General features: G+C 37.3%; 20 protein-coding genes. 4 read left to right on the top strand and 16 right to left on the bottom strand.

Going from position 1 to position 25,836, the window contains the following annotated elements; all coding sequences use genetic code 11:
* Positions 1–61: 61 nt before the first annotated feature.
* The 6 genes from MHI04_RS16775 to pepV form a co-directional block, all read right to left on the bottom strand.
* Positions 62–925, bottom strand: a complete 864-nt coding sequence (locus MHI04_RS16775; protein ID WP_036118806.1) for an MBL fold metallo-hydrolase — start codon at positions 923–925, stop codon at positions 62–64.
* 11 nt (positions 926–936) lie between these two features.
* On the bottom strand, positions 937–1,587 hold the full coding sequence (gene trmB / locus MHI04_RS16780; RefSeq protein WP_058845062.1) for a tRNA (guanosine(46)-N7)-methyltransferase TrmB: 651 nt from the start codon (positions 1,585–1,587) through the stop codon (positions 937–939).
* A 95-nt stretch (positions 1,588–1,682) separates the two neighbouring features.
* The gene (locus MHI04_RS16785; RefSeq protein ID WP_036118802.1) at positions 1,683–2,615 is read right to left on the bottom strand and encodes a diacylglycerol kinase family protein; all 933 of its coding nucleotides are present in this window, start codon (positions 2,613–2,615) and stop codon (positions 1,683–1,685) included.
* 3 nt (positions 2,616–2,618) lie between these two features.
* On the bottom strand, positions 2,619–3,623 hold the full coding sequence (locus MHI04_RS16790; protein WP_058845060.1) for a nuclease-related domain-containing protein: 1,005 nt from the start codon (positions 3,621–3,623) through the stop codon (positions 2,619–2,621).
* A gap of 478 nt (positions 3,624–4,101) precedes the next feature.
* Complete coding sequence (gene dat / locus MHI04_RS16795; RefSeq protein ID WP_342535039.1) at positions 4,102–4,956, bottom strand: D-amino-acid transaminase; 855 nt, start codon at positions 4,954–4,956, stop codon at positions 4,102–4,104.
* A gap of 27 nt (positions 4,957–4,983) precedes the next feature.
* Complete coding sequence (gene pepV / locus MHI04_RS16800) at positions 4,984–6,390, bottom strand: dipeptidase PepV (RefSeq protein WP_036118797.1); 1,407 nt, start codon at positions 6,388–6,390, stop codon at positions 4,984–4,986.
* 357 nt (positions 6,391–6,747) lie between these two features.
* On the opposite strand from pepV, the gene MHI04_RS16805 reads away from it, so the two are divergent.
* The gene (locus MHI04_RS16805) at positions 6,748–6,969 is read left to right on the top strand and encodes a DeoR family transcriptional regulator (protein WP_036118795.1); all 222 of its coding nucleotides are present in this window, start codon (positions 6,748–6,750) and stop codon (positions 6,967–6,969) included.
* 272 nt (positions 6,970–7,241) lie between these two features.
* Complete coding sequence (locus MHI04_RS16810; RefSeq protein ID WP_080717032.1) at positions 7,242–8,411, top strand: MFS transporter; 1,170 nt, start codon at positions 7,242–7,244, stop codon at positions 8,409–8,411.
* Positions 8,412–8,459: 48 nt separating this feature from the next.
* Here MHI04_RS16810 and MHI04_RS16815 read toward each other — a convergent pair whose 3' ends face one another.
* The 4 genes from MHI04_RS16815 to asnB form a co-directional block, all read right to left on the bottom strand.
* On the bottom strand, positions 8,460–9,977 hold the full coding sequence (locus MHI04_RS16815; RefSeq protein ID WP_036118791.1) for a GGDEF domain-containing protein: 1,518 nt from the start codon (positions 9,975–9,977) through the stop codon (positions 8,460–8,462).
* Positions 9,978–10,135: 158 nt separating this feature from the next.
* The gene (locus tag MHI04_RS16820) at positions 10,136–10,849 is read right to left on the bottom strand and encodes a pseudouridine synthase (RefSeq protein WP_036118789.1); all 714 of its coding nucleotides are present in this window, start codon (positions 10,847–10,849) and stop codon (positions 10,136–10,138) included.
* A gap of 10 nt (positions 10,850–10,859) precedes the next feature.
* A complete protein-coding gene (locus MHI04_RS16825; protein ID WP_080717031.1) occupies positions 10,860–12,473 on the bottom strand; it encodes a polysaccharide biosynthesis protein in 1,614 nt (537 codons plus the stop codon).
* A 271-nt stretch (positions 12,474–12,744) separates the two neighbouring features.
* Positions 12,745–14,595, bottom strand: coding sequence for an asparagine synthase (glutamine-hydrolyzing) (gene asnB / locus MHI04_RS16830; RefSeq protein WP_271910733.1), 1,851 nt, complete (start codon positions 14,593–14,595; stop codon positions 12,745–12,747).
* Between the two features lie 287 nt (positions 14,596–14,882).
* On the opposite strand from asnB, the gene MHI04_RS16835 reads away from it, so the two are divergent.
* Positions 14,883–16,133: an NAD(P)/FAD-dependent oxidoreductase gene (locus tag MHI04_RS16835; RefSeq protein WP_036118785.1), complete on the top strand. Its 1,251-nt coding sequence runs from the start codon at positions 14,883–14,885 to the stop codon at positions 16,131–16,133.
* Between the two features lie 469 nt (positions 16,134–16,602).
* On the opposite strand, the gene MHI04_RS16840 is transcribed toward MHI04_RS16835, so the two are convergent.
* The 6 genes from MHI04_RS16840 to MHI04_RS16865 form a co-directional block, all read right to left on the bottom strand.
* Positions 16,603–17,295: an AIM24 family protein gene (locus MHI04_RS16840; protein ID WP_036118779.1), complete on the bottom strand. Its 693-nt coding sequence runs from the start codon at positions 17,293–17,295 to the stop codon at positions 16,603–16,605.
* Positions 17,296–17,571: 276 nt separating this feature from the next.
* Positions 17,572–18,840 carry an OFA family MFS transporter gene (locus tag MHI04_RS16845; protein ID WP_036118777.1) on the bottom strand — a complete coding sequence of 423 codons (1,269 nt, stop codon included), beginning with the start codon at positions 18,838–18,840 and terminating at the stop codon, positions 17,572–17,574.
* 765 nt (positions 18,841–19,605) lie between these two features.
* Positions 19,606–20,511 carry a DMT family transporter gene (locus MHI04_RS16850; protein ID WP_058845057.1) on the bottom strand — a complete coding sequence of 302 codons (906 nt, stop codon included), beginning with the start codon at positions 20,509–20,511 and terminating at the stop codon, positions 19,606–19,608.
* A gap of 167 nt (positions 20,512–20,678) precedes the next feature.
* The gene (locus MHI04_RS16855; protein ID WP_342535040.1) at positions 20,679–21,890 is read right to left on the bottom strand and encodes an amidohydrolase; all 1,212 of its coding nucleotides are present in this window, start codon (positions 21,888–21,890) and stop codon (positions 20,679–20,681) included.
* Positions 21,887–23,137 carry an amidohydrolase family protein gene (locus MHI04_RS16860; RefSeq protein ID WP_058845056.1) on the bottom strand — a complete coding sequence of 417 codons (1,251 nt, stop codon included), beginning with the start codon at positions 23,135–23,137 and terminating at the stop codon, positions 21,887–21,889. Before MHI04_RS16860 ends, MHI04_RS16855 begins: the two co-directional genes overlap by 4 nt.
* Positions 23,138–23,180: 43 nt before the next feature.
* Entirely contained in the window at positions 23,181–24,740 is a 1,560-nt protein-coding gene (locus tag MHI04_RS16865; protein ID WP_036118773.1) for a glutathione ABC transporter substrate-binding protein, read from the bottom strand.
* A gap of 181 nt (positions 24,741–24,921) precedes the next feature.
* Between MHI04_RS16865 and MHI04_RS16870 the strand changes: the two genes are divergently transcribed.
* A complete protein-coding gene (locus MHI04_RS16870) occupies positions 24,922–25,824 on the top strand; it encodes an ABC transporter permease (RefSeq protein ID WP_036118772.1) in 903 nt (300 codons plus the stop codon).
* Positions 25,825–25,836 lie beyond the last annotated feature (12 nt).

The raw sequence follows: 25,836 nt of genomic DNA on the forward strand, positions 1-25,836 counted from the left end.
AACAAAAAAGCGAGGTAATTGACATTTTATATGTCAATTACCTCGGCCTTTGCTGGCGCTATTAAAATGTAATAACAGCTTGTCTACTACGTTCAAGCTTATTGACAATTTCTTTGCCCGTTTCATCCCATTTAATCATACGGTAATATGCATCGTGATAGAAAATAAAGCTATAGCTATTGGTAAGCGCCTCTTTTATAAGTCGCTCTTTGGCAAATACACTTGTCATTGGGTAATCATCATACGCTAATACCCATAATGGATTCTGGTGAGCATGTGTTGGCATAATATCCGCCATATGCAATAATACTTCACCATTTTGCGTTAGCTTGATAACGGCATGTCCCTCACTATGTCCACCTGTATGAATCATTTCGATCCCTGGTACCACTTCCAACGTATCTTCATAGGTTTCAACTAAGTGCTGCACTGGCTCCCAATTCTCTTTCCAATACGTATTTTTAGAGCGGATATTAGGATTACGCATTTCATCCCATTCAATTTTCGTAACAAAAATTTTGGCATTCGGAAAAGTTGGTACAAGTACATCCTCTTCCCATTGTGTTAAACCACCAGCATGATCAAAATGTAAATGAGTCATTAACACTGCATCAATATCCGCTGTTGTTAATCCCAGTTCCTGTAAGCTTTCCGTTAATGAGGATTCCTCGGTTACACCAAAGTTTCGTAATTGTTTTTCGTTTAATTTATTAAAACCAACTCCTGTATCAATCAGGTAGTTTTTGCCCTCATATTGAATGAGGATGGGTTCTGTTGGTAATTCAATTTGATTTTTTTCATTGACTGGATATTTACGTGACCAAAGCGGCTTCGGTACAACACCAAACATTGCCCCGCCATCTAGGCACGTAACACCCCCGTTAAGCCATGTTAATGACATTTTGTGAAACTGTAACTGATCCATCCATATTCCCCCTACAATTTAGTGATAAATTGTGATTCTAAGCGATAAATCGGCTGCCCTTTCGCAGAAAATTTCTCCTCATATTCCGTCATCACATTATCCTCTGGCATATTTGCATGTAGGTCGAGAGATACATACTTTAGTAACATACCATATTCAGACATACTGATTAAAGAATACTCGAACAGACCACGGTTATCCGTTTTAAAATGGACTTCCCCATTATCCACTAAAATCGACTCATATAATTTCAAAAAACCCTCGTGCGTTAAACGTCTTTTTGCATGACGTGTTTTTGGCCAAGGATCTGAGAAATTCAGGTATACACGTGATACATCATTTTTATCAAAGAATTTATATAAATCTGCGCCATTTACTTTTAGTAAGCGTAAATTCGCTGGAGATTTTGCCTCTAGCACTTTTTCTAGTGCACAAACAATCACACTATCATAAAGCTCAATGCCAATATAATTAATCGTTGGGTTTTGCAAAGCCATACCTGTAACAAATTGCCCTTTTCCAGAACCTACTTCAATATGGATAGGATTGTCATTTCCGAAAACAGACTGCCACTTACCTTTAAAGTCTTCAGGATTTGGAATAATCACCTCTGGGTGATCTGTAATCATTTCCTCTGCCCAAGGCTTATTTCTTAATCTCAATGTTGTTCCTCATTTCTTTCTTGTGAAGTTATTGATGTTTTATAGTATAACGTATTCCCCTACAATTCGCATGAAATTATTGCACAATGATATTTTTAGGCATCTTTAGCAATAACCTGCCATGCATTTTGCTGTACTGTACAGTGTATAGGGATCCCTTGATTCACAACGCCCACGTAATTGCCATCCGTATGACAATCAACCTGATGAGCGCGTACACTCATATCAAAGTGTTGGCCCTGTAAAAAAGTAATTTCCTTAAATTTTGTATGCTTTTCAAAAAAAACAGTGATAAAAACAAGTAATAATTTGATACGTGATATTCCATGGACAATCGTTATATCCACAAGGCCATCATCTGCTTTTGCAGCTGGTGATATTTTCATGCCTCCCCCGAAATAAGGCTGATTACTCATCGCTACAAACCATGCCTGCTGGAATTGCCATTCTTGTTCACCTGAACGAATCGTTACATCAAAACGCTTAAAGCGAAATAACCCTCTCATAACAGCTACAGCATAGGAAAGCTTTCCTAACCCAATTTTATTGAGATAAAATTTAAGACGAGATGTATTAATTGATTTTGTCACATAGGCATCGAAGCCTATACCCGCATTATTAACGAAAATTTCATTCCATTTATCACCGAGCTGAATAATTCCTGCATCCATCTGTGTATTGGCCATAGTGTTCCTTATATAGGCCTCTATTTGCCTCGCATGTTGAAAGCTTGGGAAAAAGCGGGCAAAATCATTGCCAGAGCCTGCTCGAACGACACCTATAATGACGTATTTATTATGTACAACACCACTAACTACCTCATGGATGGTGCCATCACCACCAACAACGACAAGTAACATGTGTTCTTGCTGTTGCTGAGCCCATTGTTTGGCTATTTCCTTTCCATGTCCTTCATATTCCGTAAAAGCTACTTGATAGGTGATCGTTAGTTGCTGTTGCAGCTGAAGCCAAACCCTCTTGCCTTTCCCATTTCCTGCTGCCTCATTGACAATAAATAATACCTGCATATATCAGTCCTCTGTTGGTTGTGGCGCTTGCTGCCAAATGTCTCGATTAAAGGAGGTTGTTTGGACAGTATTTAAAATTGTTTGAGCAGCCCGTATTTGCATATGCTTCATAGGAGAGGAAACTTTTCTCAACTGCTCTATCCATTCATGGTAATTTCGACGATCAACAAAGCGAATCCCAAATGGTGCACCAGGATAATCAAAATAACCATTCCGAGTTAGCACAACTTTACGGATAGGCATATCTATATTCTCTTGTTTAAATAATTGCGATAGCACCGATTCCATCCGCCCTAAATTAATTGTTGGATTCAGTACTTTAACGTCCTTAGTTCCCACTTTCTTCATCCAGAAGCGATCACTCCCACCTACATAGACAGCTTGATTTTCAGCTTCTAACACCGTAATACAAATACATTCTGTTGGTGACATGAGTACTACATCAAGCTCAATAGGGGCTTTTCTTATTTGTAGAATAGGATAATAAAACAACAAATAGTTATCTGGTAACGTTTGCAATAATGTACGTAGTAAAGAGTCACGCATGAAACGAGGATCTACATATGATTTTTCACGTAATGTTGAACTAGCCCATTTCATTTGAAAATGGAAAAATTGATCGATAAACATTCGTTTCAGCTCATGGATGGATTGTGGTGCAAACACAATTTTAGGTTCAAATGTGAGCGTCGTTTCTTCTTCTGGAATGGTATCTTCATCACTGACAAGCTCGTTGGATATTTCTAGTTTTTCAACATCCTCAGTTGCTTCCTTTTGGCGGCCAGCAAAGATTTTTTTGAAGAAGGAAAACCGTTCCTTTTCTTCGAAGGCATTTGTTTCTGCCTCATTGTCGTCATGTTGCCATTCGCTTATATCCTCTCCCAATTCCCACTGACGCTTAATGCGCTCCCACTGACTTTTCTTTAAGCGCACAAATTGAGTTGGATATCTCGCTAAATCAATTTGATAGCGTGAAATATAATCTTGTAATTTCACCAATTGTGCCATGTAAAGGTCACTCCATTCTTACTCACCATATCTATATTTCTTTTTATCTTGATTCAGCAATTGTTTTTTGTACTAAAAGCGTGTGTTCAAACGCTCGCTGAAATAGGGAGAACACTGTCAAAAAGCATCATGCCCTGAAGCAATGACGACGTGATCTACTCCATGTTGTCCCGAATCCCTCGACGAATGTTACAACCTTTAAGAGAAGATAATTAACTGCTCACACAACAGGATGACTTGAGGTTAACTTCTTACTTGCAGGCTTAAAAAAATTTAGACACTATTACACCGAGACATCATGGATTACGATTGCTTTAGTAGAAAAAGAGGCAATTGTATACATTACATCGACATTTGTTCTACGAATTTCAATCTGTAAAATTATTCTTTCCTATCCTTTTTATTTTACATGACGACACTCAACATTACATCCATAAAAAAGAGAACTATCCTTATTGGTAGTTCTCTAAATGTTTTTTTATTTTATATTTGAAGAAAGTGGTAATTTCGCTTCAAAAGCTTGTTGCAATTGACGTGTCCATTCCCCTGGTACACCAGCACCAATTTGGTTTCCATCAACATCCACTACAGGCGTCACTTCAGAAGATACAGACGAAACAATGATTTCATCCATCGTTAATAAATCCGCTTTTGTCATCGGCTCTTCCACGACAGGTAAATTAATTTCCTCTGCACATTTTAAAATGACTTGACGGGTAATGCCATTTAAAATGAAGTTATTCGCTGGATGTGTATAAAGCTTGCCGTCTTTAATACCATAAACATTCGCTGATGAGCATTCTGTCACGATATCCCCACGATGTAATATCGCTTCATAGCAACCTTTTTCAGCAGCCTCTTGCTTTGCTAATACGGCACCAAGTAGGTTTAAAGATTTGATATCACAGCGTAACCAACGAATATCCTCAACAAAAGTAGCCTTTACCCCTTTTTCAAAGTTTTCATATGCACGTTCACCCTCTTTAACATTACCAGTTAATACAGCTGGAACACTCGCATCTGGGAAAACATGATTACGGGCATTAGCACCACGTGTAATTTGGAAGTATACATGCCCTGTATCTAGATTATTTTTTTCAATTAGCTCATGTAATAATTTGTGTAAAACGTCCTTTGTATAAGGAATAACAAGACGAATTTTTTCGGCGCTTGCATAGAAACGATCAATATGCTCTTGTGCTGTAAACATATTTCCGTTATAAACTTTGATTACCTCATAAATGCCGTCACCGAATTGATAACCTCGGTCTTCTGGAGATATCACAATCGATCCTTCTTCAACAATTTGATCATTCCATAATGAATATGCCATGTTTTGTTCATCCTTTTCGTCTTTGAGTTATTTTTTTCCTGCAAGTTCAACAATTGCTTCAGCATAAATTGCTGCAGCTTTAACGAGATTTTCAACGACAACAAACTCATCTGCACGATGCGCTACATCTGGCTCTCCCGGAAACAGCATGCCAAATGCCACACCTTTTTTCATCACACGTGCATACGTCCCACCACCTGTCGATAATAGAGGTGTTTCTCTATCACCCGTTTGACGTCTATAAATAGCTGCTAATGTTTGGATAAATGGATCATCTTCACTGACATAATGCGGTTTGGAGTCGTCTTGAATATCTAGTGAGAACCCTTTTTCCACCGTTAAGCGTTGAGCCGCCGTTATTTTTTCATCGAATGGGTAGGACACAGAATAGCGCATACTAATTACTAAACTGCCACCTTTATGAACATCATAGCTGACGATACCTGGATTTAATGTAGTTTTTCCTGACATTGCATCCTCAAACTGTAGCGCAAGCTGATGGCCGTAATGATCCTGATAAAAAACATGTGCGATAAAGTCAACAAATTGTTTACTTGCCTCTGTCGTCAACTCTTGTTGTAAAAATGCTGCAAGATAAACAGCTGCATTAACACCTTTTTCTGGTTCCATTGCATGGGCTGCTTTACCTTTGATAGTTATTATATAGCGAGAGTCCTCCATTAATAAAGAGCCATCTAGCTGATTTTTGCTTAAAAATGTTTGAAAATTCTGTTCGAATGACTCGGAGACATGCTGAATTGTTGCTTTCGCAAAATCAGGTACCATATTTGGGCGCTTTCCTGCATTAAATAGTAGTAGTTGTTCTTTCGTTGCATCACCTATTTTATTTTGAGAGAACACAAGCTCGGCAATGCCTTTTTCCGCATTGATGAGCGGGAAATCCGCATCTGGTGCAAAACCAATTGTCGGCATTTCCTCTTGTTTAAAATAGTGGTCGACACAGCGGAATCCTGTTTCTTCATCCGTACCAATAATCATTCGTACTCTTTTTTCTAATGGAATACCCGCTTCTTTCACAAGCTTCATAGCCATCCATGCCGCAATCGTAGGACCTTTATCGTCAATCGCACCACGTGCATATAACTTACCGTCTGCTACTGTACCGCTGAATGGTGGGTATGTCCAGTCAGCTTCGTCTCCAACCGGTACAACATCAACATGACATAAAATACCAAGTGATTCTTCACCTGAACCCATTTCAATATGCCCAGCATAATTATCAACATTTTTCGTTTGTAAGCCTTCGTTCTGACCTTTTGCTAGTAACCATTCAAGCGCTTGAAGTGGACCATCTCCAAATGGTACTTCAGTAGTTATTGTATCCTCATCAAGAACACTATTAATTTGCACAAGCTCCTGTAACTCTTGTATCAATTCATCTTGCCTTTCTTTTGCAGCCTGTAACCAATCCATACCATATACCTCCTTCAAAGTATCAACATTATTCTACACCTTACAACATATATGACAATCAGCTTTCTGACAACTATTTTCAGTAACTTCTACTGACACTACCACATATAGCATGTTTTTCACGTATTCCCACAAAATACAGTATAAAATTTATATTTCAAATGTAAATTTCTCTTGCATTCACTAGAAAATTAAGTAGTTTTTCTATATAATGAAGTTATCAGAATAATTGTTCTGACTATAAAATTAGAAAAGGGGATGTCTAAGGCAGCTACTTATTAGCCTAAGTGCACTCCGCACATATTGTCGTCCGCTAGTCTTTGCCAAGAGAATTAAGATGAAGGAGTGGTTCATTTAATGAAACCAACTACTGATCGAATGCTTAATCGTATTAAAGACGTGTACATGTTTATTTTAGACAAAGGAACCGTGTCTACACAGGATTTAGTCGAAGAGTTTAGTATCACTCCTCGCACCGTTCAAAGAGATTTGAACGTGTTAGCCTTTAACGATTTGGTAATGAGTCCAAGTCGAGGCAAATGGACAACGACGAAGAAAAAAGTAAAAATGACGTCTTAGTTTTACGTTTTGTACGTAAAGCATTGTGTATGGAAAAAGAATGACCTTTCGTCGGGGTCATTCTTTTTTGTCGTTATAAGCGTATTAGATTTTTTTATGGCTTATTGGAAGGGCCAGTCATTTCACTATTGTGCATTCAAAACATACCCTTTATGCTCCATACTTACAGAAAAATTTCCCTATGTGCTCCTTCAAGATTATTTTGACTATTTACAGTTGCTTAACAATCCGTTAAACTCGAAACATTCTAAATGTTGAGAGGAGGATTTTATTTGAAATTGTCAACGTACTTTCATCCATTAGTTTGGATTATCTTAGGCGGAACAATATTTACACGTATTGCAAGCTTTATGGCAATGCCTTTTTTAGCTATTTATCTACATAATGAAATTCAAGCCTCCCCTTTACAAATTGGGTTGACGATTGGAATTGCGCCACTTATTTCCACTATTGGTGGATTTTTTGGTGGTTATCTAACAGATCGCTTTGGTCGAAAAAGTGTTATTTTACTAACGATTATTGTTTGGAGCCTTGTATTTTTCGGCTTTGCAACTGTTCATACCGTATGGCTCTTTGTCCTATTCAATGCCTTGAATGGTCTTTGTCGTTCATTTTTTGAACCTTCCACACAGGCATTAATGATTGATTTTACACCTGCTGATAAACGAAAAAGACTATTTTCGTTACGTTATACAGCCATTAATATTGCAGCGGTCATCGGCCCTATTATCGGTGTGTACATCTCACAGCTATCAAGTCCAAGTATCCCCTTTATGCTGACAGGTATTATGTATATCATTTATGCTGTATTTTTATTTTTCGTGTTAAACCGTTATCAAATGCAACAACCTAAAGCTGTCACTCAAACAAAAATACTAAGTACATTCACAATTTTATTAACAAATCGTGTACTACTTAGCTTTATTTTAGGTGCCATCCTAATCAATATAGGATACTCTCAATTTGATTCTACATTACCACAAATCATTGAATTAAAAATCGAGGAAGGTGCGAAACTTTATTCGCTATTAATCTCTCTCAATGCAGCGGTTGTCTTATTATTACAATTACCAATAAGCATTGTATCAGAGCGGTTTTCATCGTCCGCAACATTATTGGTAGGTATACTGTTCTTTGCAATTGGTCTATTTTTATTCGGATTCTCCAATAATTATACGCTCTATATCATCGCCATGATTATTTTTACAATAGGTGAGATTTTTGCCTTCCCAACAATGAATGTTATGATTGATGAAATTGCACCAGATACACAAAAAGCAACTTATTTGGGCGCTGCGCAATTTAAAAATTTAGGCGGCTTTATTGGACCCATAATAGGTGGTTGGTTATTGACTCATTATATGAATGCTATGTTTGCTGTCATCGCCATTCTTGTATTATGTAGTTGTTTCTTTTATAGATCCAAAACGACAACGCATTAAAAAACGCTCCATTGCTATCATTGGCTAATGATAGAATGGAGCGTTTTTTTAAATACTATAGTCTTCGTCAGCAGCGACCTCAGCATAACTAGAATATTGATCTTTACCTGCATTTTTAGATTGATATAGTGCCTTATCCGCCCGTTCAAATAAGCTCATTTCTGTCTCTTCAACATGATGATAAATGGCGCCACCCATGCTGACAGATAATACGGACCATTTTTCACTAGCATATCCCTCATATTTTACGGTTCTGATTTGAGTCAAAATGGCCTCTGCAATTTGTTGCATCTGTTGTTCTGTCGTATCGTACAAGACAATAGCAAATTCATCTCCACCGAATCTCACGACAAAGCCATTGTTTTTCACTACATGCTTTAAAATCATGGCTGTTTCAATCAGGATACGATCCCCTTCCACATGCCCAAATTGATCATTTACTTGCTTAAAATTATCCAAGTCGATTAACAACAAACCAGGCACATTCATTTTTCGTTTTTTTAATAAATTGTCAAACTTCCGAATATAGGTAGCACGATTATAGACACCCGTTAACGGATCGAATGTGGCAAGATAGATTGTTTTAGATAAAATTTTATTGATGACTAATAGCATAATAAATGCTGTTAGCAAGGCAATGGATAGTAAAATCCAAAATTGTTTTGTATTTTTTTGGAGCGCTTCTATTTTAGTAGAATTGACAAATTTCACATAAACAAGCCTTTTTGAAGACTCCCCTCTCACTGTCTCTGCTTCATAAGGCAAAAAAAGATGCGTTTCTATATAACCATGATGTAATGCTTTTTGAAATTCAACTGGCTCCATTTTTTTCTTCGCTAGCTCAAAATATTGCTGAAATTGTTTGGATTGATCTCGCACGGTGATCTTCTTCAATCTAGAATCATCAAAAAAAACTCCACCGGCGTTAATGATTTGCACTTCTACTAAATCCTCGTATTTAGCAATTAAGGATTCTGCGGTTTTCTCAAAATTAAAGGTTTGAAAGACTGGATCATTCAGTAAGTCTATGCCTAACTCAAGCAGATATTTCTTATCATGCGTTGCCAAATAGCCGAACTTTCGGTATTCTCCTGTCGTTGTCGAAATATCTATTCCATCTGTATAAAACTCACCACTAGCACGCCGCTCATCCAATAATGCCGAAAAACGCTGACAGCAGCTCGAAAAATCCAAACCAATATCTTTCTCAAATGTCGTGTAAATCACCTTGTTGGATTGATCTACTATGTAAATATCCATACCATGCTTCTGTTTCTTCTGTTGCAAATCCCAAGTTTCAATAGCAGGATTTTTGCGATAATCGTTTTGTAATTTTCTAAGTTCCTGTTCCATATTATCTGACATATTTTTATCAAAATAAAAATGAGCATTATCGATCGTTTGCATATCTGTCAGAATATGATTTTCAATTAATACTTTATTCATGGCCACTTGCTTCTCGATATCTGCCACTAGTATTTGTCTGTTGACATATGAAATGACAGCAACGAGTATGACTGCAAAAGCTATTAAAGATAGTAATAATTTTATACGCAGGTTCTTCATATATTTGTCCTCTACCTATTTTCACCATCATATTTTAAAAACTTTAGATAATGATAAGCTACATGAGTACATCACAGTAACTCATTCATATTATACCGTTACTGTCATCATACTGTATATAAAAAATCCCCGATGCTATAGTAGCACCGAGGATTGTGTTAATGATTGTTTTGTAAGCTGGCTAGCTCTTCTGCAGTTAGTTCACGATATTCACCTAATGCCAGCTTATCATCTAGGTGAAGATTCCCCATAGACAACCGCTTTAAATACGTTACACGTTTACCCACAGCCTCAAACATTCGTTTCACCTGATGAAATTTGCCTTCCTGAATTGTCAGCTCTATTTCTGATTGCTGTGCAGATTGTAGAATCACAAGCTTTCCAGGCTTTGTAACGTAGCCATCATCTAATTCCACGCCATGCGCAAATTTCTCGACATCTTCTTCCGTCACAACGCCCTCAATCTGTGCAAAATAAACCTTTGGCACATGTTTTTTCGGAGACAATAAATTATGGGCCAGCAAACCGTCATTGGTTAATAACAGTAACCCTTCTGTATCTTTGTCCAGCCGTCCAACTGGGAAAGGTTGAAAATGCTGATGCAATGGCTCTAATAATTCAATCACCGTTTCGTCTCTTAAATCTTCTGTTGCAGAAATAACATCAGGTGGCTTATTCATCATAAAATAGACAAACTCTGTATAAACAACGCGCTCTCCAAACACTGATACAATCTGCTGTTCTGGGTCTACATGTAGCGCTGCGTCTTTAACATAAGCACCATCCACTGTGACAGCCTTTTGCTTTAATAGCTGCTTCACTTCTTTACGGGAACCATACCCCATATTCGCTAGTAATTTATCTAAACGCATAGTACCACTCCTATTTCATTCCCAGTTTGCTCATAATGCGCGTTAATCGTTCACCCAATAACTTTTGTGCCAAACCTAAGCGCAGTGATAAAAAGCCGTAAACAGCCACACCAACACCCGCACAAATAATAGAGAATAGTAATGCTGAGAATTTACTATCTACTGGGCCCATAAGCAATTCCAATAATTTATGCACAACGAGCACGCTAATTGCCATTGCCATTGTCAATAAAGCAATCAACATAACACGACGAACAACCATTTCTGATCGATAATTCAATGTTTTTCGTAGCACAAGGATATTGATAAGAATCGATACACTATAGCCAATTGCAGTTGCCACAATGGCACCATCTGCCTCCAGCCAACGAATGAATGGAATATTTAACGCTAGCTTAACGAATATCCCTGATAATAAGCTGAAGACAATCCACTTTTGAAAATCAATCCCTTGTAACAACGCTGCTGTTACTTGGAATAATGCAAATAAAATCGCAACTGGTGCATAATGCGCTAATATAGTAGCACCCATTTCACTTTCTGAATAAAGCATGAAGTAGATTTCATTAGCTAAAAGAGAAATACCTACTACAGCTGGCAATGTAATAAAAATTAAAATTTGATAGGTTTTATCCATCGCATGGCGTAGCGATAAATACTCACCCTGTGTGTAATATTTTGTAATCGTCGGTACTAATGCCATTGAAAAGCCTGTCGCTAGCATGACCGGAATGATGACAACCTTATGTGTCATAAAGTTTATCATCGATAAATAAGTATCTGTCACTTCTGCTAAACCAATGGAAGTCATCGCCCCATTAAATGTAAGCATGTCAACTAATTGGAATAACGGGTTGGCTACTCCAACAAACACCATTGGTATGGAATAGGTAATCACTTCTTTATAAATATTGGACATCGGTAGCTGTGTAGACGTCACACTTTGGCTACGTAATAAGTTGAATTCAGGCTGATATTTTTTCCAGTAGTAATAAAGAACACCTAATCCACCGATTGCCCCAATAAAGGCAGCAAACACAGCAAACGAAATCGCTGTCTCTGGCTTCCCTTTGAACACCACAACGACTAAGAAAGAACCACCAAGTAACACAACAATTCGCACAATTTGTTCTACCAATTGAGAAACTGCCGTAGGCTCCATTTTGTCATAGCCTTGGAAGAAGCCGCGCCATAGACTCATAAATGGTACGACGATTAAGGCAAAGCTGACCCAGCGAATCACCGAAGCAATTTGTTCAACCGTAAAGACTTGTTCCTCACTTTTAATAACTAGCCCTGCTATCGGCGTTGCAAGCAGGAAGAGTGCGATAAATGCCCCGAAGCCTGTTACCATCATAATGAGTATGCCCGATTTCATCAGCTTGCGACCTGATTGATAGTCTCCCATTGCATTATACTTGGAGACAAATTTAGAGACGGCTATTGGCGCACCTGAAATAGCTATTGCCAACATAATAGAATAGGGAATATATGCATACTGATAAAGCGCAATGTTCTTTTCGCCAACAATTGCATAAAACGGAAAAATATAAATTAATCCGAGTACCTTCGATAAAAACATCCCCAGTGTTAATATCGCAGTACCTTTCATTAAATTGGACATCATACCCATCCATTCATTGTAAAATCAATATTAATATCGTAACACTTCAAGGATACTTATAAAACATTTTCGTTTCTGTTACTTCAAAGAAACCAACATGCAAGCGCTATCACCTTGTGAATAGCATAAGTAAACCAACTGTAATCTTAACATATTTATAGGAAATGAGACGCATAAATACACCAAAAAGTTCATTCAAAAATACCTGATGAAAAAAGACCTTAAAATAATCGGTGAGGAATGGAACATCCCCACCGATTAACCGTATTTCTTATACCATGTCCACAAAGAACTTTTTATACCACACTAGGAATACATAAACCGTCCAAATATATCGACCGCGATTTGCTTTCCCTTCATAGTGCTCATCTAGATAGCCCACTAATTGTTTTGTATCAAAGAATTCATTCGCAAAGTCCGTTGTAAACATTTCTTTGACCATGCTGTAATACTTTTCTTCACGTAACCAGTGACGAATTGGCACTGGGAAACCAAGTTTTGGCCGTTTCGCCCATTCCTCTGGTAATTCTTGATGTGCCGCTTGACGTAAAACATATTTTGTATCAATGTCGTTGACACGATATCTAGATGGAATATTTTTCGCTAATTCCATAACTTCTTTATCTAAAAATGGTACACGTAATTCAATTGAATGAGCCATACTCATTTTATCTGCTTTTAATAAAATGTCACCAGGCATCCAAAGGTTTAGATCCAGGTATTGCATTTTTGTCACATCGTCATCACCAGGCACTTCATCATAAATACGTTTTGTAATCGATTTTACAGATGGCGCATTTTTATAAGCTGGTTTTAAAACATTAATGGCATCTACTTCATCCCACACGACTGCTTCTCCAATAAAACGCTCTTCTACCGTTTGAGCACCTTTAATAAGGAAGTTCGTATATTGATTTTTCGGTAGGGCTTCTGCCATTCCTCGTAATGTTTTACGAAGACCTAATGGTAGTTTTTCGTATTTTTGCATTTTCCCTGAGTTTTGATACCAAGCATAGCCACCAAAAATTTCATCTGCGCCTTCACCTGATAGCACAACTGTTACATCTTTTGATGCAAGCTCTGAAAGGAAGTAAAGTGGCACTGAAGATGGATTGGACTGTGGCTCATCCATATGCCATTGAATTTTAGGAAGAGCTTCAAAGCACTCATCCGCTGTAATATATCTACGTTCATTTTGAATATTCAACGTATCTGATAAATCTTTTGCAAGATTTGTCTCATTGAACATATCTTCATAGTCAGCAAATCCTACTGAGAAGGATTTATCTGGGCGTAATAAAGAAGTAATATAACTAGAGTCAATACCACCAGATAAGAATGAACCAACTTTTACATCACTAATTTTATGAGCTTCTACAGACTCTTTAACCGTTGACTGAATTTCTTCGATATATTTTTCAATCGGTGCGTCTTTTGCATGGAATTTTTTATCCCAATATTGCACAATTTGCTTTTGTCCATTTTGAATCAGCATATAGTGTGCAGGTGGTAATTTAAAGACACCTTTAAAGAAGGTTTCATCCATTGAAGAATATTGGAATGTTAAGTATGGGCGTATCGCCTGTTTATTTAATTCTTTAATAAATGAAGGATGTGGTAAAAACGATTTTATTTCAGAACCGAAAATAAATGTACCATCTGTTGTATACTCAGAATAGTACAATGGTTTAATACCAAAACCATCACGTGCAATAAATTGTAAATCATTCTTTTTATCCCAAATACAGAAGGCAAACATCCCACGTAGTTTTTTCACAAAATCTACGCCATATTCTACATAGCCATAAATAATGACTTCACTATCTGACTGTGTTTTAAACGTATGACCTTTTTCAATAAGATCTGCACGTAACTCTTGGAAGTTGAAAATTTCCCCATTAAATACAAGCACAATATTGCCGTCTTCACTATATAATGGTTGATTTGCTACTTCTGATAAGTCAATAATACTTAATCGACGGAAACCTAACGTTACTTTATCGTCACTATGAATACCGCCGCTATCTGGTCCGCGGTGAATAATTGTATTCATCATATTTTCTATTGTTTGATGATGATCAATCACATTTGTTCCATTAATATAACCAATAAATCCGCACATTCTATTTTTCACCTCATAATTTAGTGCATAACCTTTACCATAATAGCATGAAAAGACGTTCATTTCATGCTGACAATGCTAATAAAGGAAAACTTTCATCGAAACAATTGTATAACAAAGATTCATGTGTTTCATTCTACTATAAACACTCTTCATCACGAAAGATGAGATAAGGAATTATAAAACACTTTTCTATTATTTTCAATGTCCAAGAAAACCCCTCTCTATATAGACTTCATGTATAATAGGAAAGATTCCTAATTTGAACAGAAAGTGAGTTTCTAACTATGTATGATGTAATCGTGATCGGTGGTGGCCCATCTGGTTTAATGGCGGCGATTGCTGCCGGAGAGCGTAAAAAGAAAGTGTTATTGTTAGAAAAAGGCGCAAAACTTGGCAAGAAATTAGCCATCTCTGGCGGTGGACGTTGTAATGTTACTAATCGTTTACCTGTCGAAGAAATAGTTAAGCATATACCTGGCAATGGTCGTTTTCTTTATAGTCCATTTACAGTTTATAATAACGAAGATATTATCGCATTTTTTGAAGGGCTTGGTGTCGCCCTAAAAGAAGAGGACCACGGCAGAATGTTCCCTGTATCCAATCGGGCACAAGATGTAGTTGATACACTAATTCGTCAGCTTCAACGACTACATATTGAAGTTCGTTTACACACAGCCGTCAGTAAGCTTCTGATGGACGAAAATAAAATTTTGGGTGTACGTCTTGCGGATGGCTCCGAAGTCCGTAGTCAAGCAGTCATTGTAGCAGTTGGTGGCAAGGCGGTCCCACAAACCGGTTCAACAGGTGATGGCTATCCTTGGGCAGAGCGTGCTGGTCATACAATCACGACGCTCTTCCCAACAGAGGTGCCTGTTCTATCAAAAGAGGACTTTATCCAAGCGCGTGAGCTTCAAGGTCTAGCATTGCGTGATGTCGCTGTCTCTGTGCTCAACAAAAAAGGCAAGACACTTGTCACACATCAAATGGATATGCTCTTTACCCATTTTGGCTTGAGTGGTCCCGCTGTTTTACGCTGTAGTCAGTTCGTTGTGAAAGAATTAATGAAAACAGGCTATGAACCAGTGACAATACGTATTCAGACACTGCCTCATTATAATGAAGAAACATGTCTGCAATATTTAAATAAACTAATCAAGGAAGATCCAAAAAAGGCTGTGAAAAATGTCTGGAAAGGCATTGCACCAGAACGGTGGCTCTTATTCTTATGTGAGCGAGCAAATATCGATGTCCAATCAACAGGTGCTGAGTTATCCCAAGAGAAAATTCGTCAATTAGCACATTTACTAGTCAATTTCACATTAAAAGTGAGCGGCACACAGTCACTTGACAAAGCGTTTGTTACGGGCGGTGGTGTCTCTGTAAAAGAAATCGAGCCAAAAACAATGGCATCAAAGAAAAAAGAAGGTTTATTCTTCTGTGGAGAAATTCTTGATATTCATGGCTATACAGGGGGCTATAATATTACCTCTGCGCTCGTAACGGGACGTATTGCAGGAATGCATGCTGCATTATAATAGAAGAGAAAGACCTTTTGGCAAGGCAAGGGGTTGATTTCCGTTCAAGGGGCGTCCGATAAGCCGCCTCCACCATGTTTCTTTATCTTTCATATAGCTGTTGCAATCGAATAGCCCTTTATTTGTATAATGAGAGAAAGAACAGGCTCTTATTTTCAATGTGGAGAAGTGTTTAGTTACAACACGCTTTCATAAATGCTTAGTGAACACCTTCACTTTATTTAAAAACCTTTGCTAAAAAGTTAAATATTTGTGGGTTGAGGTGGCAGGCTACTTGACTCCCATGGGATAGCGAGACAGTTGAAACCCTACACCGAGCGGTAGCGGAGGAAGCGGCTCGGCGCTCGCCTACAGGAAAGTAAGTAGCCAGCAACGGAAATCCATTTTCATCTTTCACAAAAATGCTATTGATTGCTTTGCTTTTCAACACTATGAAAAAGCGTGTCCAAGAAAAACGGACACGCTCTTTTTAGCTTTCACTAGACATATAAACTTCTTCAAACGGCTGGATAATGACAAAGCCTTCACCCGAAAATGCCATCTGAATGGATTCGCCACTGCCACGACCGATAAATGTACGGAAGCTGATATCTGTTTTAAACTCAGGTGTTAAATTTCCTGACCATGCAACAGTAGCATGTGGATCAGTATAAACTGTTTCACCTGGTTTCACTAATAATGTCAATGGTTCAAAATGTGTTGTAATGGCCACTTTCCCTGTTCCTTGTAGTGTCACATTGAATAGACCGCCTGACATGATGCCAGCCATTTTACGCATTAAGCGTATATCCCACTCAATACTAGGCTCAAAGGCAAGTAAATCATTTCCGTTTACACAAATACTGTCATTTTTCAAATCAAAGACCGTTACTTTCTTTCCTTGGTCTGCTAAATAAAGTCTTCCCTTTCCGCTTGCTTTCATCAATTGCGTGCCTTCACCTGTTAAAGCCTTCTTAAACATCTTACCAAGACCATGCTCCAGCACACGCTCACGTTCAAATTTAATATCACCCGTATAGGAAATCATTGCACCCATTTTTGACCATACTTCACCGTTTAGATTCACTTCTAATACTCGTTCAGTTTCCAATTCAAAATAATCATTTTCATTGTCATCTTGCTGTGTTTTATGAACAAATTCATCTAAAGAAAATTTTCCCAAGATTCATCCCTCCTAATTACCTTATATACGTTTACATTTGAGAAAAGATTCAAATTTTAGCGGATTGTCCCTTATTGTGCATTTCGTTACAGAATCTCTCTTTTAATAACAAAATCACTTCATTTCCAGTCATGTTATTGACATCAAATATATACTGTTATACATTAAACTAAGAAACGATAATTGTTATATAACAACTGCTGCAAAAAAATAACTATATAAGTGCCATGTGCGAAATGACACTTATATAGTTCCTGTCTCAATTGAAAGTTCACTTTATTGAGTAGCGGAGACATCTCCAACATTTTGTGCTGCTTTTAAAGCAGTTTGTTTACGTACATCTGCGCGTAGTGTTAACGAAATAATTAATGAAGCTGCGATTAACCCAGCAAATACATAGAACACAGGAATATAGCTTCCGTAAGCATTTTTAATTGTACTTACTAACAACGGTCCGAAAATACCACCTAATGACCAAGTTGTTAATAAATAGCCATGAATAACGCCAAGTTGCTTTGTACCAAATAGATCACTAGCAAATGCAGGTAAATTCGAGAATCCACCACCGTAGCAACTAACAACTAAGAAAATAAGTGCTTGGAAAATAATTACGTTTGTTGTATGTGGTAGGACAATAAATGTAATTAATTGTGCTGTAAAGAAAATAACAAAAACGTTTGAACGACCAATATAATCAGACACAGCGGCCCAAATTAAACGACCACCACCATTAAATAGCCCCATTATTCCTACCATTGCAGCAGCACCAGCAACTGATAGACCAACAATCTCCTGTGCCATCGGAGAGGCAACAGATATCATCATAATCCCCGCAGTTACATTGACTAAATGCATGGACCATAGCATCCAGAAATGCTTTGTTTTGACAGCCTCACGCGCTGACATCACTGCTAAATCTTTCTTTACTACTTCTTTGCCTTTATCGGCAGCTGCCTTCATATTCGCTGGCATATAACCAGGCTTAGGCGGCGCTATATATGAAGCCCCTAAAATCATTAACGTGAAATAACTTGCCCCTAAAATAAAATACGTTGTAGAAATGCCAACTGCCTCCATTAAGTTGGCTGCGACTGGCGCTGTAATTAATGCACCAGATCCAAATCCAAGTACGGCCATACCTGTTGCTAGACCACGGCGATCTGGGAACCATTTTACAAGTGTTGATACAGGGGCTATATAACCAATCCCCATACCTAACCCACTAAGAACACCATATGTTAACCAGTACATGACAACAGAATCCATTGAAATCGCTACACCCGCACCAGCTTGTCCTGCTCCAAATAAGACAGCTGCTACCATCGCCGATTTACGTGGCCCCATTTTTTCTACTAAGCTACCAAATAATGCGGCAGAGAAACCTGCAAGCCCCATCATAATGGTAAAGGCAACCGTTACCTTTGTTTCACTCCATCCCATTTCTGTGACAATCGGTAGCTTATATACACTGTATGCATAGGCTCCACCGATTGAAAGGTGAATAGCGATTGCAGATAATGCAATTAACCATCTATTTTTATTCATAAATTCTCATTTCTCCCCTCTTTTGCTACCTGTGAAAATTCTATGAACGTCCATGTAAAACAATTTACCACTTAGAATTATTCAAATGCAAGATGTTTTTCTAAAAAATATTATTTCTCCAAAAAGTATTTTGTTTTTTTATCAATGATTTTTATCACATAAACCTTACAGTCTCTAAGTATAAATTCGTTTTTCCTACAAAAAACATGACAGCTTTTAGCTAATATTACTTTTCTACTCTATTATCCTAGGTATCATTAATTATATTGATATAATTATTTTTGTGCATAACTTCACATTCTGATGTTGTATACGTCTTATTTTACCAACGATATTTTTATGCTCATTTCTCTAAAAAGGAAGCAGATCAAATCAATGAATAATAGAAATTTTTAGAACAAAAGAGAATTTCACCATATAAATGTACGAAATTTTAATTTTTAGAAGTAGCAATAAAAATTAAAAATCAATTCTGTTTTTACTTAAATTTTCAAAAAAATAATTTATTGACAATACAGAGTATGCATATTTTATAAATAGCTTTCAATCGCTCCCTATTTTTATTATTCAAATATACATTTTTATTTCAGGAAATTGAATATTAATGGCAACTAAACAAAATCAATTGCTTCTTATAGAATACAATTAATCTGGAACAAGACGATTTTCGAAGTCATATTGTTTTTGTAAAAAAATAAAACAAGCGCTACAAAAAACAGCATGTTAGAAGCTACCTCTAACATACTGTACAGAAAAATACATTTTTTAATTTGTTTTTCCTTTCATAAAAAGCATAACTTTTATTTCTTTATAATAAATACATAGCAAAATCCCTAGTAAAATCAGTAAGGAGCCATAAATTTGGACACTGGTAGGAAATTGCTTTAAAAAAATCGCACTCAACAGCATGGCAATAGCTGGCTCAAAATTCAATAACAGCGAAGCATTCGTCGAGCCTATTTCCTTCATTTTTTGATTCCACATTAAATTACTAACCCCATGAATAACGATTGCTGATAAAACTAGCAAAATCCAATAGGGGTATGTTACTTGCCAATTTGTTTGCGGCAATATAGTAAAAGAAAATGGTATAAGCATCAGTAAGCCAATTAGATTTGTATAAAAGGTGATGGACTGAGCTGACATTTTTAGACTAAGATGATTCACAATAATAAGAAATAAGGAAAAGCTTAGCATTGTAATTAAACTTAGCACCTCTCCCTTACCAATAGAAATGGTGATGAGGGCTCCTTTTGTAATGATGAGACCCACTCCTACAAATGAAATGATCGCACCTAGCCAAAATATGCCGTTCCGTGATTCATGATAAATCAATTTATTCAATAATGATGTGACAATCGGTGCACAGGCTAATATTAAAGCCGCAGTGATAGGAGAAGTATGCTGAAGGCTGGCATAAAAACTATAGTGATTAATGGAAACGCCCAGTATTCCTGCAATGACCAACAATAGTAAATTCTTGCGCGTAAATATTGTTCGGGTAATAGCTTTCCAACTAATACATCCCAAAAATAAAACAATGATAATTAGCCTAAAAATGGCGACTGTTATAGGAGCCCAGTGTTCAATTAAAATCGAGCCAATAATGAAGTTACTGGCCCAAAAAAATACACAGCTAAATAAAATCATATAGATAGTGAATTGCTTCATATTAATCGTACCTGCATGTAAAGAGACTTCTACATAAGTTCTGGGTCAACTATTAAAAATCTACTTCCCTTTCCTTTATTAATCTTTTCTATTAAAACATAAGTATAGCAAACTAGAAATCTTCTAGTTTGCTATCATATCTAAATAAGGGGGATTTAGATTTATACTTAGTTGATAAACTTACCATTTGACATAACCACTCGGTTAGATAGTTTACGTGCAATGACCTCAGCACTTGATACTGCGTCAAAGAATACAAAGCTTGCTTCGTCTTTCACATTCGGCCAAACCTTTTGACCATTTGCATCTAATGGTGTTACACCATTTGTAATATATTTTAATGTTTGTCGAATAGAGCGTTCATCTAGCTTACGAGAAATATCAGCAAAAGTAGTCGCTTTTTCTAAAATATCTCCAGAGCCATTAGGACTCCAAGAATCATAAAAGCCATCGCACCCAAAGTGGACATCTACTCCGTGCTCTGTTAGTAAATCAATTGGTGGAATTAAACGTCTTAAATCGAATGGCACAGTAGACATAATTTTCACTTGCTGTTGTGCGAGACGATCAGCGATTTTATGCTGTTCCATAACGGATACATCCCCAAGTGAAAATGCATGACTAATCGCCGTTCTACCTTGATATTGTGCATCCTCAACGATATCTATCCATTTATCGATTGTATAATACCCAACATGACCACCATCATGGAGGTGAATATCAACATCTACATTAAACTCCTGTGCGATATCCATCACTTCATAAAGAGAAGGCTCAATTGAATTATCAATCCCTGCTGGATCTAAGCCGCCAATCATCGTTGCCCCATTGCGTAAGGCTTCACGCAATAATTTAGGGACATCATCTCTTAGTAAGCCATGCTGTGGGAAGGCAATGACTTCTGACGTCACGACATCTTTATATTCATCCAATGCCGCTAGTACACCTTCTAAATTTTTCAAGCCAATGTAAGGATCAATATTAACATGGGTACGAATATGGTTGGCGCCATTCTTAACGATTTTCTCAATCATTGCAGCTGCACGTTGTTTACCTGTTGTAGCAAGAACGGATAACTCTTGTGCTTCACGATCAAGTCGTTCCTTTAAATTTTTTACGGGTACACAAGCCTTCCATGGTAAAGTTAAGTATGTTTTATCTAAATGATTATGCATTTCCTTAAAGGCAGGTAATAGCAGCTTCCCGTTCATATTTGTTACTTCATTTGGAGAATCGATTACCTGCGTTGCTGGTACAATTTGAGAAATATAGCCATCTGTAATTTCAAGGTTAAAAAGCTCCACTTTCGTACCAACTGTATCATTTTCTTTTACATATTCTCCTGTTTCAAGTAGAACATTTGTAAGCCAGTGCTTCATCTGAATTCTCCTTTCAACTCTCCTACTTCCTGTTGGTGAATAATTTTGCCCTGTGAAATAACAGTAGAAATTGGGCATCTTCTTGCTATAACATGAGCAGTGCTAACGCCATCTACTAACAGCATATTGGCTTTATCACCAGCTTGTGGCCAAACACGTTCTCCCACGTCGTTCAAAGGTGTGATACCACCAGAAGCGTATCTCCAAGCACGACTTAATGAATATTCGTCGATAAAACGGAATCTCTGTGCCATCACATTTAATTTCATAATCGTATTGCCCGTACCGTATGGTGACCAATGGTCTGTTAAACTATCATGTCCTACAGAAACCTTTACACCATTGTTATAAAGATAAGGCATTGGTATTGTTGAACGATTCAGGTCTGTTGGTACAGTTGTTGTGACATCCATTTGTACAGCAGCCATCGCCTGTACTAAATCTTCTAATCGTGACTGTTCTAAATCCGCAAGTGCCATCGCATGGCTAATTGTCACTTGTCCTTCTTTTTTCGCCTGTTTCGTTAACTCGATTAGCTTATAAAATTCAAATTCACCAAGTGTGTTAGCTGTATGAATATGAATATCTATTCCTGCATTATAGTCTTGGGCAATACCCATCGTTGTGTGCAGTGATTTCTCAATATTGCGATCTACAATGGATGGGTCAACGCCCCCAACGAGCGTTGCACCCATTGCCATTGCTTCACGGATCAATTCTTCCACATTGGAGCGTAATAAGCCATGTTGTGGAAAAGCCACAATCTCATAGGTGATTTGATCTTGGTATTTTTCTAATACTTGCTTTGTGATGTCAATGTGTTTTGTCCCAATTTGTGGGTCCACATTACAATGTGAACGAATATGTGTATGTCCTTGGGAAATAAGCCACTTCACCATTTCCTCTGCTCGATAAGCAGCCGTTGGTAATTGCTTTGGTAATAGCGTTCTTTCTTCTTCAATACGCGTTAATATCCCTTTAGTAATGGGTCTTGGTGCTTGCCATTCCCCACCAAAATACGTTTTATCGATATGGATATGCATTTCTCGGAAAGAAGGGACTAATAGTTGCTTTTGAGCATCCACTACTTCTACGTCTCCATCGGCCACTATATTGTTATCCACTTGTTGAACATGCCCATCTACGATTAGGACATCATAAATACCTGTACGAGTTGCAACAATATGTTCATTTTCGTGCTCATATGCTTCTTCTAATCTTACATTTTTCAGCAATAGTTTACTCATAGTTTCCTCCCAATTGGTATTTTTTATCTTTCACCAAATTCGATTATTCTACAATTTCAACGCCACCGATTATTGTGTAGTTAGATGCGTCTAACCAGAAACCTTTTACAGCATTGCTGTAGACTGCTAAATGCTCATAGTTACGAACTGGAATGTATACAGCTTCATCTAACTCTATTTGCATTGCCTTTTTGTAGATTTCATTACGTGCTTCTTGATTTGACTCAGAACGCCCTTGCTCAATTAGCTTGTCTACCTCTGGATTTGAATAGTAGAAATGGTTGCCTGGAGGTCCCATAGAAGCCGTGTGGAATAGATTAAATTGGTTATAATCAGCATCCCCAGTAGCATTACCCCAACCACTAATAAATATTTGGTGCTGTTCTTTCGTGATTTCAGAAATAAATGCACCATACTCCATTACTTGAATTTCAACATCTAATCCAATACCTTTTAATTGAGATTGAATAACCTCAGCCATATTGATACGCTCTTTACGGTCACTTGTCAGTAATTTAACTTTTGTTCCTTCTTTAACGCCAGCTTCTTTTAGTAACTCTTTTGCCTTTACTACATCATAGTCATATGGTTTTGTTTCACTAGAATAACCAATAATTTTAGGACTCATTGCCGAATTTGCAAGTGTACCTACATTATCATAAATACCACTAATAATTGCTTCGCGGTCAACTGCATAACTAATTGCCTGACGTACTTTTACATCTAATAATAGTGCATCTTTCACATTGAAACCGATAAATTCTACTGCAAGTCCTTCGGCACGGAATAAATTCATCGTTGAAGAATTTTCTATGCGGTCAATCTCTGTTACGGGTACTTGTTCAGCGATATGTGCTTCTCCACTTTCAATCATTGCTAAACGAGTAGAGTCCTCTGGTACGACTTTAAATGTTACTTTATCTACTTTCGGTACAGTGCCCCAGTAATCTTTGTTTGTATTTAATGTAATTTCTTGACCAGATTTCCAATCCTCGAATACAAATGGACCTGTCCCTACTGGATGTGTTGCTAATTCATCAGCCGCTTCCGCAATAGCTTTCGGGCTGATCATACTACCTTCTTGACTTGCTAAAATAGATAAAAGCGGTGCATATGGTTCTTTTAACTTCAACGTGACAACATACGTATCATCTACCACTGCTTCATTAATCATTGATAATTTATCACGTTGTGGTGAACCAGTTGCAGGATCTAAAATACGATCAAATGTAGCTTTAACAGCCTCTGCATTAAAATCTGCTCCATCATGGAATTTAATGCCCTCATTTAATGTAAATGTCCAAGTGACATCATCTTTTTGCTCCCACTCTTTTGCAAGTAATGGAACAATTTTGCGATCTCTATCAAAAGCAACAAGTGTTTCATATATTTTGCCATGGATAATATTCGCTGACGGAATATCTGTAATAAAATGAGGATCAAGGCTTGTCGCATCCGATGCTCTTAGAACAACTAATTCTCCTCCTACACTTTTTGATCCCTCCTTAGAACCTTCTGAACTTTGATTACTTGCAGTTGAACATGCCTGTAAAACAAGTACGGTAATGAGTGTCATAAATAAAATCAACTTCATTTTCTTCATAAACATTTCCTCCTTATATGATTTGATCCTTACATTTCGAATTATAAAGAAATAAAATTCACTTGTTTTTTAAAATCTTTACTTGTTTTTTAAATTTTCTGACTAATACTCCATTAATCATTTACATTCTTTACGCTTTTCACTAAATTGAAAACAAATCAAATAGAAAAGGAGATTCGATATGGATAAAGTAACTACTACTATCGATCATTCTGTTTTAGTGAATGCACGCAAGGCCTCTAGAAAAAAGAATCTTGTCTCTTTCCTAAACAAAATAAAAAAAAATAAAGCGGCGGTCGCTGGGGGCATCATCATTCTTCTATATATATTGATGTTTCTTATCGGACCTATTCTAGCACCTTATGATCCTTACGACGTACAGTTAGATCAAAAATTACAAGGGCCAAGTTTAGATCATCTAATGGGCACCGATGACAAAGGACGAGATATTTTAAGTCGAATTTTATATGGTTCACGCTTATCCATTGGAGTTGGTATTTCAGCTGTGTTATTTGGTGGATCGATTGGCACATTCCTAGGACTTATCGCTGGTTATTATGGTAAATGGGTTGATTCTATTATTAGTCGAATTTTAGATATCATGCTTGCCTTTCCAGGTATTTTATTAGCTCTAGCTATTGTCAGTGCATTAGGGCCAAGTCTAATTAACGTCACAATTGCAGTAGGTTTTTTCTCTATCCCCATGTTTGCTCGTATCGTACGTGGCTCGACAATGGAAGTTAAAAAACTAGAATATATCGATGCTGTCAAAACACTCGGAGCAAATGATATGACGATTTTAATTAAACATATTTTCCCGAACATTTTATCACCGATTATTGTACAAGCATCTATGCGTTTAGCAACGGCTATTCTATCTGCGGCAGGTCTATCCTTTTTAGGATTAGGGGCACAGCCACCATCTCCTGAATGGGGTGCCATGCTATCAAACGGAAGAGATTTCTTATTTACTGCTCCTTATATGGCGCTATTCCCTGGTATTATGATTTCCATCCTTGTTTTAGGATTTAACTTATTTGGCGATGGTTTACGCGATGCGCTAGACCCAAGAATGAAAAATTAAAGGAGAGAAGAC

The sequence above is a fragment of the Lysinibacillus sp. FSL K6-1151 genome (assembly GCF_038630755.1).
Classification (GTDB): Bacteria; Bacillota; Bacilli; order Bacillales_A; family Planococcaceae; genus Lysinibacillus; species Lysinibacillus fusiformis_D.